Genomic DNA, 10,225 nt, shown 5'->3' on the forward strand with positions numbered 1-10,225 from the left:
TCCATGTTCATCATATTAATGCTTAAAACATATCATTAACATGGTGTTTAACTCTGGCGGATGGGCGGGGCTGGGGGACGCTGCAACGCAGCCGTGGCTGTCATTTGGGGCGACACTCTTTATAATTCGCCCGTTTCCAGCCCGCGGGGGGAAGCAGGAAGTGAAGAGGTCGGTTGCGGCCCGATATGCGCCTCGTGCCACCCATGACGGTGAGACGAGGGCGCGTACCGGTTGAGCCCCAGACGATTTGCCGGTTTCCAGTTCACAGAGAGGAGAGGGTGTGAAGAAGTCCATCTACATCGCCTACACAGGCGGCACCATAGGGATGCAGCGTTCCGACCACGGCTATGTGCCGATGGCGGGCTTCATGGAAGACTGTCTGGCACGGATGCCCGAATTCCATCGACCGGAAATGCCGGATTACCATATCCACGAATATGCCCCCCTCATCGACTCCTCCGACATGACGCCGGCGGACTGGCAGCGCATCGCCGAGGACATTCGTGACAACTACGAGAAGTACGACGGTTTCGTGATCCTGCACGGCACCGACACCATGTCGTTCACCGCCTCTGCGCTCTCCTTCATGCTCGAGGATCTGCACAAGCCGGTCATCATCACCGGCTCCCAGATCCCGCTCGCCGAGCTGCGCTCCGACGGCCAGCAGAATTTGCTCAACGCCCTCTACATTGCGGCCAACTACCCGATCCACGAGGTGACGCTCTTCTTCAACAACCAGCTCTATCGCGGCAACCGCAGCAAGAAGGTGCACGCGGACGGCTTCCACGCCTTCGACTCGCCGAACTACCCGCCGCTGCTCAATGCCGGCATCGCCATCTCCCTGGAGGCGGGTGAACTGGGTGTGCCGTGCGATAGACCGCTGGTGCTGCACGACATCACTCCCCAGCCCATCGGCGTGGTGACCCTCTATCCGGGCATCTCGGCAGAGGTGATCGCGAACATCCTGCAGCAGCCGGTGCGTGCGCTGATCCTGCTCTCCTTCGGGGTGGGGAATGCACCGCAAAACCCGGCGATGCTGGCGCTGCTCTCCGAGGCTTCCGCCCGCGGCGTCATCATCGTCAACCTGAGCCAGTGTCTGCACGGCAAGGTCAACATGGGGGGCTATGCCACCGGCAACGCCCTCTCCCGTGCCGGGGTCATCTCGGGCTTCGACATGACTGCCGAGGCGGCGCTCACCAAGCTGCACTTCCTGCTGAGCCAGGACCTGCCGGCACCGCGCATCCGCGAGTTGATGCAGCAGTCCCTGCGGGGGGAGCTGACCCCCTGAGCGTTGCGGCCCTCACCCTAACCCTCTCCCCAGGGGAGAGGGGATAGATCGAGGTGCTGTTGGCCGCGAGGCTTGCCATGAAGATTGCCGGCAGGTGGCCCGCTTACTGTTCGCAGCTGCGAGCCTGCTCCCTTCTCCCCTTGCGGGAGAAGGGCCGGGGATGAGGGGCATCACTCTGCAGATATAAAAAAGAGGGGAGCCATAATGGCTCCCCCTCTTTCGTTTCGTTACCGCGACAGGTGACGTGCGGCCTGCCTCAGTGGCTGATCTCGATACGGACTATCTCTTCCTCATCGCGATACTGGCGCTTGAGCTCGCTCTTGCTCTTCATCACGATCTCGCCGTCGCGGCCTATGTTCATGTGCTCCGGATTCTCAAGGTGCATCGCCTGCCAGGCCATGACGGCCTGCAGGGAGGTGGCCTTCTGCTCCTCGGTGAGGGGCTTGCCGTCCGGCCACTTGCCCAGTTCGACCGCGGTCTTGAGCCGCTCGTACACCTCTTCGGGCATCTGTGCTATCGCTTGTTGAAACGTCACTTGTTGGGACGACATCCGGCCTCTCCTTGAAAATTGAGCCATGAACCCGGGATCAGGCGGGCAGATCCTGACGGACTACGCCGGCCATCTGCTCCATCACCCGTACTACCTGACAACTGTATCCGAACTCGTTGTCATACCACACGTAAAGCACGCAGTGATCCCCCTCGGCGATGGTGGCCTGGGAGTCCACTATGCCCGCGAAGCGGGAACCCACCATGTCGGAGGAGACCAGCTCGGTGCTGGCACTGAAGTCGATCTGGCGATGCAGGGCGGAGCTCAGCGCCATCTGCTGCAGATAGGCGTTGAGGCTCTCCCGATCGGTGGCCTGCTCCAGGGACAGGTTGATGATGGCCAGGGAGACGTTGGGGGTCGGCACCCGGATGGCGTTGCCGGTCAGCTTGCCCTTGAGCTCGGGCAGCGCCTTGGCCACCGCCTTGGCGGCGCCGGTGCTGGTCATCACCATGTTGAGGGCTGCGCTGCGACCGCGGCGCTCACCCTTGTGATAGTTGTCGATCAGGTTCTGATCGTTGGTGTAGGAGTGGACCGTCTCCACGTGGCCGTGGCGAATGCCGTACTTGTCCTGCATCACCTTGAGCACGGGGGTGATGGCGTTGGTGGTGCAGGAGGCAGCGGAGACTATCTTGTCATCCGGGCCTATCACCTCGTGGTTGACCCCGAACACCACGTTCTTCATCTCCCCCTTGCCGGGGGCGGTCAGCAGCACCCGGGCGGCGCCGCGCGCCTTGAGGTGTTCACTGAGGCCGGCCTCGTCACGCCAGACGCCGGTGTTGTCGACGATCAGCGCGTTATCGATCCCGTAGGCGGTGTAGTCGATGTCGGCCGGGCTGCTTGCGTAGATCACCTGGATGAAGGTGCCGTTGGCGATGATGGCGCTGCGCTCCACATCCACCTCGATGGAGCCGTTGAAGGGGCCGTGGACCGAGTCGCGGCGCAGCAGGCTGGCGCGCTTCTCCAGATCCCCGTCGCGGCCGCCGCGCACGACGATGGCGCGCAGGCGCAGAGAGTTGGCGGCGCCGGTGCGCTCGATGAGCAGGCGGGCCAGCAGGCGGCCGATGCGGCCAAAGCCGTAGAGCACCACGTCGGTGGCCGCCGGCACGTCACGGCCCAGGGCCGGTGCCAGCTTGGCGCGCAGGTAGTCGTCGATGCCCGCTTCATCCTGATGATCCTGCCAGTAGCCCACGGCCAGCTTGCCCAGATCGATCTCGGCGGCGGTCGGGTTCAGGGCGACGATGGCTTGCAGCAGGGGGAAGCTTTGCTGGATGGGGAGGGGGGCTCCCTGGTGGCGGCGAACGACCCGGTGGGCCTTGAGGATGTCGATGGTGGAGGCGTTTTGCAGGGGGCGTCCAAAGATGGTGATCTCGATGCCCTGCTGCCGGTAGAGGCGACCAATCAGGGGTTGCATGGCTTCGGCGAGCTCCTGGCTCTCCTGCCACGCCTGCAAGTAGTGCTCGTGGGTCATTAACCAGATCCTTTATTTCACGTTGTTGAAGCAAATTGCCTGGGCAAATTGAAAATTCGTCGAATGCAGATCAGTGTAGGGCTGATGGTTTCGTTATATTATTCTGCAGTCGCGGCCTTATACGGCGCGCGCATTGTAATGGATATGTAGCCTGTTTGCTAGTTGGCGGTGGCCAGGGCGGGTTGCGATTGTTACCAACCAGACGTGAACCATGACCCTATTCCCACAGCGTCCGTTACTGCTCTCTCTCGCCTGCTGCCTGACGCTGACGGCCTGCGAAGATGACAGGATCCACAACATCTGCAGCCAGAATCCGGCGTTGTGCGCCGATCTGGTGGACGACGGCTGGTGTCGTTATGAGCGCAGCGACGTCATCCGCGCCCGCTACTACCTGCAGACGGAGGAGACGGACAGGCGCAAGTACGAGTTGATGCGCGGCCTGGAGCGCTACCTGCACTGTGCCGAACACTCCACCAACATCGAATACAAGCGGGCTCGCGAGCAGAAGAGTCCCAGGGTGGAGGGAATGCTGGCGGCTGGCAGCCAGCTGGAGCAGCTGGATGCCCAGACCCGTGGCTCCCGGGATCCCTACCTGCTGCTGTGGCACTGGACCAACAACACCAACCCCCAGGCCCGCGCCAGCTTCATGGCGCTGGAAGGGACCCCGGCCCTCGAGGAGCCCGAGCTGCAGCTGGCGCTTGGGGGCATTTACGCCAAGCACGAGCCCCAAAAAGCCATCGCCCTGATGCACCACGCCCTCTCCCTCTACCGGGAAGGGGAGCAGGTGAACAGCCGCATCCTCACGGCCCTCAGTACCCTCTACATGGGGCAGAAGGGGTTTGAGCAGGCCTACCTGTGGGGCAAGGTGAGCGAATCCTTCCAGGAGCAGCAAGAGGTCTCCTCCGTGCGGCTCGGCATCTACCACGCCATCGGCAAGGCAGAGCAGGAACGGCTGGACGAACAGGCTGCCGTCATCGTCGACGCGCTCAAACAAGGGACCTACCGCACCCCATGATCCCGTCCCTGTCTGCGACCCCCAAATGGGCCGACCCCTTCGACATTCGTCTCGTGCACGGCCAGATCCACTGCGAGGGTCGGGTGCTTGAGCGCAGCACGGTGAGAGCCGTGGTGCTGCGCGGTGACCGGCTGCTGCTGGTGCACTCCCGCGTCAACGGCGATCTCATGTTCCCCGGTGGTGGTGTCGAGGCGGGGGAGTGCCATGGCACCGCCCTGGCCCGGGAGCTGCTGGAGGAGTGTGGCGCCGAGCTGCTGGCGGTGGGCCCTCTGATCGGGCAGACGCGGGAGTACCGCGCCGCCCGGGAGCCGGACTACGACGCCTACTGCATTCGCTCCTCCTATTACCTCTGCCAGGTGGGGGAGGGGTGGAGCGAGCCGCGCCCCCAGCCTTATGAGATCCGCCTCGGCTTCTCGCCGGGCTGGTTTGCGCTGGATGACGCGCTGCAGACCAACAAGACCCAGCTGGCCGGCCCCTGCCCCCAGTGGACGGTGCGGGAGACCCGGGTGCTGGCCGAGCTGCACCGCTGGCATGAATCCGGCCTGCTGGCCTGAGGCTTTCTTCTCTTCGCCCATAAAAAAAAACCGCCCGGGGGCGGTTTTTTTTATGGGGAGTCACGTCACTGGACACAGACCGGGCAGAAGGCATAGGTGCCTTGCGGATCGTTGAAGCGGGTGAGGGGATCCAGCGTGCGGTTCATCTCCAGCAGCGTCTTGCCGAGCCCGGCGGGCAGCCAGCTCTGCAGGTGCGGGGCCAGAATGCGGGCACTGCTGTCGAACAGCTCGCGCAGGAACTTGTCCCGGGCAGACTCTTCCGGTGCTATGGGGGTGACCTGCCAGCTCTTGAGGTCGGCCAGCTCGGCGGCCGCCTTGAGGGCGTCGTCCAGGTTGCCGAACTCGTCCACCAGCCCCAGCTCCTTGGCATCCTGCCCGGTCCAGACCCGGCCTTCGGCGGCTTTCTCCGCCTCTTCCGGGCTCAGGCCACGGCCCTTGCCCACCAGGCCGACGAAGCGCTGGTAGGTGTCTTCCACGCTGAGCTGGATGGCCTCGCCCACGTGTTCCGGCAGGGCCCGGGTCAGGCCGACCCCCACGAAGTCCGTGGTGCCGACGCCGTCGGTGTGCACCCCGTACTGGGAGAGTGCCTTCTCGATGGTGGCGAACATGCCGAACACCCCGATGGAGCCCGTGAGGGTGGTGGGGGAGGCGAAGATCTTGTCCGCGTCGGCGGAGATCCAGTAGCCCCCCGAGGCGGCGTAGCTGCCCATGGAGATGACCACAGGCTTGCCCGCCTGCTTCAGGGCCAGCAGCTCGGCGCGGATCTGCTCGGCGGCGAAGGCGCTGCCCCCCGGGCTGTCGACCCGCAGTACCACGGCCTTCACCTGGTCGTCGCGGCGGGCCTCGGCCAGCAGATCGGAGAGGCTGTCGCCGCCTATGGTGCCGGCGGGCTGAACCCCGTCCATGATGGCACCGCTGGCGAGGATCAGACCCACCTCATCCTTGCCGCTCTGGGGATACTGCTCCGGAATGGCGGCCAGATACTCTTTCAGACCCACCCCTTTCCAGCCGTGATCCTCGGCCTCGCCCACTTCCTTGATCACCGCCTGGGTCATCTCGTCACGGGTGGCGAGCTGGTCCACCAGACCGTTGTCGAGGGCGTAGTTGGCGGCATTGCCACCGGCCTTGCGCAGCAGTTCGAGGAAGCGGTCCTTGTTCGGCGCGACGGCATCGGGCTCGATCTCCCGCTGCTCGGCCACGTCGGTCACATAGGATTGCCACAGCTGATCCAGCCAGCGCTGGTTCGCCTCCTTGCTCTCGGGGGACATCTCGTCCCGGGTGTAGGGCTCGACGAAGGATTTGTAAGTGCCGACCTTGAACACATGGGGGGTGACGTTGAGCTTCTCCAGCGCCGACTTGAAGTAGGTCTGGTAGACGCCGAGCCCTTCGATCAGCACGGCACCACTCTGGTTGAGCAGCACGTGATCGGCGTGGGCAGCGAGCAGGTAGGCCCCCTGACCGTAGTAGTCGGCCATGGCGATGACGGGTTTGCCGCTCTCCTTGAAGTCGTCGATGGCGCTCGCCACTTCCTGCAGCTTGGAGAGGCTGGCCCCCTGCAAGCCCTGGGGCTTGATCACCAGCGCCTTGATGCGATCGTCATCCCCGGCGCTCCTGATGGCCCACAGCAGATCGGACAGGACGATCTCGCTGGGCTGATCGTCGCTCTTGTCGATCTGTTTGAGCAGTTGCACCGTGGGGTCGGCCTGGGTGCGCTGTTCCACCAGCACGCCAGCGAGATTGAGGGTGAGGGCACCCTCGATGGGCGTACTGGGGGCCTCGTTCTGGTTGATGCTGAAGACGATGACCAGCACGATGAGCAGAAACAGCAGGTTGACCAGCATCAATCGGGTAAAGTTGAGCAGGCGCCAGAGGCTGCGAAAGAGCCACCCCAGACCTTTGAAAATAGACATAGCCGCGTTGTCGCCCTGTTAATGGGTAGAGAAAGGCATTATTAACCAGTTGCGGCGCCAATTGCCATTTCCCCTTGGGGACTATCACCCCCTGCGCCTTCGGAATACGGCTGTTCGCCGAAAAAATGTCCAAACATTTGTTTGAAAAAGAATTTTTGATTCTTTACTCTAGCTCCAATTTGATAACAAAAAATTAACTGGAGACACTGTGAGCCCTTGCCCCATCCCGCTCATTTTTCTCGACCCGGGTGTGACCCTCCCCCTGTGTCGTGAGAGATGGATGGCGCAGTACTCACAGGTTTCGACAAGGAGTTCATGATGAGCCGTTATCCTGCCCTGCTGGCCCCCCTCGACCTCGGCTTTACCCAGCTCAAGAACCGGGTATTGATGGGGTCCATGCACACCGGCCTCGAAGAGGAGAAGGGGGGCTTTGACAAGCTGGCCGCCTTCTATGGTGAGCGGGCCCGCGGTGGCGTCGGCCTCATTGTCACCGGCGGTATCGCTCCCAACCTGCGTGGGCGCCTGGTTCCCCACGGCTCCCAGCTGAGCTTCCCCTGGCAGGTCGCCAAGCACAGGAAGGTGACCGAAGCCGTGCATCGGGAGGGGGGCAAGATAGCGCTGCAGATCCTGCACGCAGGGCGTTACGCCTATCACCCCTTCAGCCTAGCGCCGAGCCCCCTCAAGGCTCCCATCTCCCCATTCAAGCCGCGTGCCATGAGCGAGCGGCAGATCCGCGGCACCATCCGCGACTTCGCCGCCACCGCAACGCTCGCCAGGGCGGCAGGTTATGACGGGGTCGAGGTGATGGGCTCGGAAGGCTATCTCATCAACCAGTTCATCTGCGAGCGCACCAACAAGCGTACCGATGGCTGGGGTGGCAGTGCCGACAACCGCATGCGCTTCCCGGTGGAAATCGTGCGCGCCATCCGCGAGCGGGTCGGCCCGGATTTCATCATCATCTTCCGCCTCTCCATGCTGGATCTGGTGGAGCAGGGCTCCACCCTGGAAGAGGTGATTGCGCTCGGCAAGGCGCTGGAGCAGGTAGGGGTAACCCTGATCAACACCGGCATCGGCTGGCACGAGGCACGGGTCCCCACCATCGCCACCAGCGTGCCGCGCGGCGCCTTCAGCTGGGTGACGGCGGAGCTGAAAAAGCACCTCAAGGTGCCGCTTATCACCACCAACCGCATCAACACCCCGGAGGTCGCCGAGCGTATTCTGGCGCAGGGGGACGCGGACATGGTCTCGATGGCGCGCCCCTTCCTGGCGGACCCCGAGTTCGTCATCAAGGCGGCGGAAGACAGGGCGGACGAGATCAACACCTGCATCGCCTGTAACCAGGCCTGCCTCGACCACATCTTCAAGCAGAAGCGCGCCTCCTGCCTGGTCAATCCCCGCGCCTGTTTCGAGACCGAGCTCACCTTCGGCCGGGTGCCCCAGCCCAAGAAGCTGGCGGTGGTGGGGGCGGGCCCTGCGGGCCTGGCGTTTGCCTGCTATGCCGCCGAGCGCGGCCATCAGGTGAGCCTGTTCGATCAGGCGAGCGAGATAGGCGGCCAGTTCAACTTCGCCAAGCAGATCCCGGGCAAGGAGGAGTTTCACGAAACCCTGCGCTACTTTGCCAAGCGGCTGGAGAAGTGTGGCGTCGAGCTTTATCTCGGCCAGCGCCAGAGCGCCGAGAGCCTCTTGGGCGGCGGCTTTGACGAGGTGATCCTCGCCACCGGCATTCGCCCGCGTACCCCCAACATTCCGGGCATCGAGCATCCCAAGGTACTGAGCTACCTGGACGTGCTGCGGGATCACAAGCCGGTGGGGGAGAAGGTGGCGGTGATCGGTGCCGGCGGTATCGGCTTCGACGTGGCCGAGTACCTGGTGGAGAAGAGAGGGACGCTGGATGCCGAACACCATCGTGACCACTGGCTCAAGGAGTGGGGCATCGACCGGCAGCTTGCCGGGCGAGGTGGCCTGACGGCACCCGAGATCGACGCCCCCGAGCGCCAGATCTGGCTGCTGCAGCGCAAGGAGAGCAAGGTGGGCGACGGCCTTGGCAAGACCACAGGCTGGATCCACCGCACCGTGCTGAAGAACCGCAAGGTGCAGATGCTCTCCGGCGTGCAGTACCTGCGTATCGACGACCAGGGGCTGCACATCCAGGTGGGTGAGGCCAAACAGTGCCTGCCGGTGGATCAGGTGATCATCTGTGCCGGGCAGGAGCCCCTCAAGGAGTTGCAGGCCGGCCTGCAGGCGGCGGGCAAGCCGGTGCACATCATCGGCGGGGCGGACGTGGCCGCCGAGCTGGATGCCAAGCGGGCGATCCGCCAGGGGGCCGAGCTGGCTGCCGTCATCTAGACTGGTGCATAGTGCAACGAAGGGACCCTCGGGTCCCTTTTCTTGTCTTGCGCCCGGCAGGTGGTTTCACCGGGGAGCCTATGGTTGTATTTGTGTTATCAACACCTTGTCGGCCAGGAGTGGGCCGCATTGTCGGGGGCCAGCCGGTTAGGGTGTACGGGGCCCAGCGTTTCGGCCATCGGCCATCTTTGTCCCTCAATGGGGGGCATGGTCGGGTGCTGGATAGATGCGTGTTCGGTAAGGAAACCACATGAGCCTAGCTAAATCACGGATGCTGCCCCGGGGGCCGGGTTGCCCCTTGAGCCTTGTCGCCTGGAGCATGGCGATGAGCCTGTACGGCACCAACGCCGCCGCCGATCCGGCGGGGCGTCTCGTCTTTCTCGGCTGGACCGCCGATCAGCAGCACTCCGTCTGGCTGTCCGCCATCTCTCCCGGCCAGTTCGAGGTCGAATCCGCCAAGCAGAACCAGATCTACGACAGCTGGCAGCAAGACAGGAGGGGGTTGCACCTGACCCTCTCCCCCGAAGTCCAGAACGGGGGGACGCACAAGCTGTATGCCTATGACGACGGGAGCGGCAAGCGGGTCTTGCTCGATACGGATAACCAGCAGCCTGGTCATTTCACCTTCCCGGATCACTTCACCCCGCCCTCCGGGCCTATCCTGCCCCCCCAAGGCATGATGCCGACGAGGCCGGGCAGTCTGTTGCCCGATCGGCCGGGTGGAACACAGCCGCCCATCGGCGCCGTGCCACCCCAGGGGGTGATGCCGACCCGGCCGGGGACGTTGTTACCCAATCGACCGGGTGGAACACAGCCGCCGATCGGTACTGTGCCACCTCAGGGCGTGATGCCGACTAGGCCGGGTGGAGTGCAGCCGCCGATCGGTACAGTGCCACCTCAGGGGGTGATGCCGACCCGGCCGGGCAGTCTGTTGCCCGATCGACCGGGTGGAACACAGCCGCCCACTGGCGCCGTGCCACCCCAGGGGATGATGCCGACAAGGCCGGGCAGTCTGCTACCCGATCGACCGGGTGGAACACAACCGCCCATCGGCGCCGTGCCGCCCCAGGGGATGATGCCGACAAGGCCGGGGA

Annotated in this window: 7 protein-coding genes and 1 pseudogene; 5 read left to right on the plus strand and 3 right to left on the minus strand. The window is 64.0% G+C overall.

All coding sequences use genetic code 11. The annotated features are described in order from the left end of the window. Window positions 1-280: 280 nt before the first annotated feature. Window positions 281-1,288, plus strand: coding sequence for an asparaginase (gene ansA / locus J9885_RS09410; RefSeq protein ID WP_043762313.1), 1,008 nt, complete (start codon window positions 281-283; stop codon window positions 1,286-1,288). Between the two features lie 256 nt (window positions 1,289-1,544). On the opposite strand, the gene J9885_RS09415 is transcribed toward ansA, so the two are convergent. Then, entirely contained in the window at window positions 1,545-1,838 is a 294-nt protein-coding gene (locus J9885_RS09415; RefSeq protein ID WP_210549097.1) for a DUF1315 family protein, read from the minus strand. Window positions 1,839-1,875: 37 nt separating this feature from the next. After that, a complete protein-coding gene (locus tag J9885_RS09420; RefSeq protein ID WP_210549099.1) occupies window positions 1,876-3,306 on the minus strand; it encodes a glyceraldehyde-3-phosphate dehydrogenase in 1,431 nt (476 codons plus the stop codon). Between the two features lie 211 nt (window positions 3,307-3,517). Between J9885_RS09420 and J9885_RS09425 the strand changes: the two genes are divergently transcribed. Beyond that, window positions 3,518-4,321 (plus strand): DUF2989 domain-containing protein, encoded by an 804-nt coding sequence (locus J9885_RS09425; protein ID WP_210549100.1) that lies wholly within the window; start codon window positions 3,518-3,520, stop codon window positions 4,319-4,321. Continuing rightward, on the plus strand, window positions 4,318-4,875 hold the full coding sequence (locus J9885_RS09430) for an NUDIX domain-containing protein (protein ID WP_210549102.1): 558 nt from the start codon (window positions 4,318-4,320) through the stop codon (window positions 4,873-4,875). The genes J9885_RS09425 and J9885_RS09430 overlap by 4 nt, the downstream gene beginning before the upstream one ends. A 65-nt stretch (window positions 4,876-4,940) precedes the next feature. Here J9885_RS09430 and sppA read toward each other — a convergent pair whose 3' ends face one another. Then, a complete protein-coding gene (gene sppA, locus J9885_RS09435) occupies window positions 4,941-6,785 on the minus strand; it encodes a signal peptide peptidase SppA (protein WP_134696124.1) in 1,845 nt (614 codons plus the stop codon). Between the two features lie 318 nt (window positions 6,786-7,103). Between sppA and J9885_RS09440 the strand changes: the two genes are divergently transcribed. Beyond that, window positions 7,104-9,131 carry an NADPH-dependent 2,4-dienoyl-CoA reductase gene (locus J9885_RS09440; RefSeq protein WP_210549104.1) on the plus strand — a complete coding sequence of 676 codons (2,028 nt, stop codon included), beginning with the start codon at window positions 7,104-7,106 and terminating at the stop codon, window positions 9,129-9,131. Window positions 9,132-9,381: 250 nt separating this feature from the next. Next, window positions 9,382-10,225, plus strand: a pseudogene (locus tag J9885_RS09445) (hypothetical protein); the annotation flags it as partial.

Source organism: Aeromonas sp. SrichE-2G (genome assembly GCF_017939565.1).
Taxonomy (GTDB): domain Bacteria; phylum Pseudomonadota; class Gammaproteobacteria; order Enterobacterales; family Aeromonadaceae; genus Aeromonas; species Aeromonas taiwanensis.

Bases quoted from the DNA above. Each gene is read 5' to 3' on its own strand.
- J9885_RS09415 (WP_210549097.1), bottom strand. From the start codon at position 1,838: ATGTCGTCCCAACAAGTGACGTTTCAACAAGCGATAGCACAGATGCCC.
- J9885_RS09430 (WP_210549102.1), top strand. From the start codon at position 4,318: ATGATCCCGTCCCTGTCTGCGACCCCCAAATGGGCCGACCCCTTCGAC.
- J9885_RS09440 (WP_210549104.1), top strand. From the start codon at position 7,104: ATGAGCCGTTATCCTGCCCTGCTGGCCCCCCTCGACCTCGGCTTTACC.
- sppA (WP_134696124.1), bottom strand. From the start codon at position 6,785: ATGTCTATTTTCAAAGGTCTGGGGTGGCTCTTTCGCAGCCTCTGGCGC.
- J9885_RS09425 (WP_210549100.1), top strand. From the start codon at position 3,518: ATGACCCTATTCCCACAGCGTCCGTTACTGCTCTCTCTCGCCTGCTGC.
- J9885_RS09420 (WP_210549099.1), bottom strand. From the start codon at position 3,306: ATGACCCACGAGCACTACTTGCAGGCGTGGCAGGAGAGCCAGGAGCTC.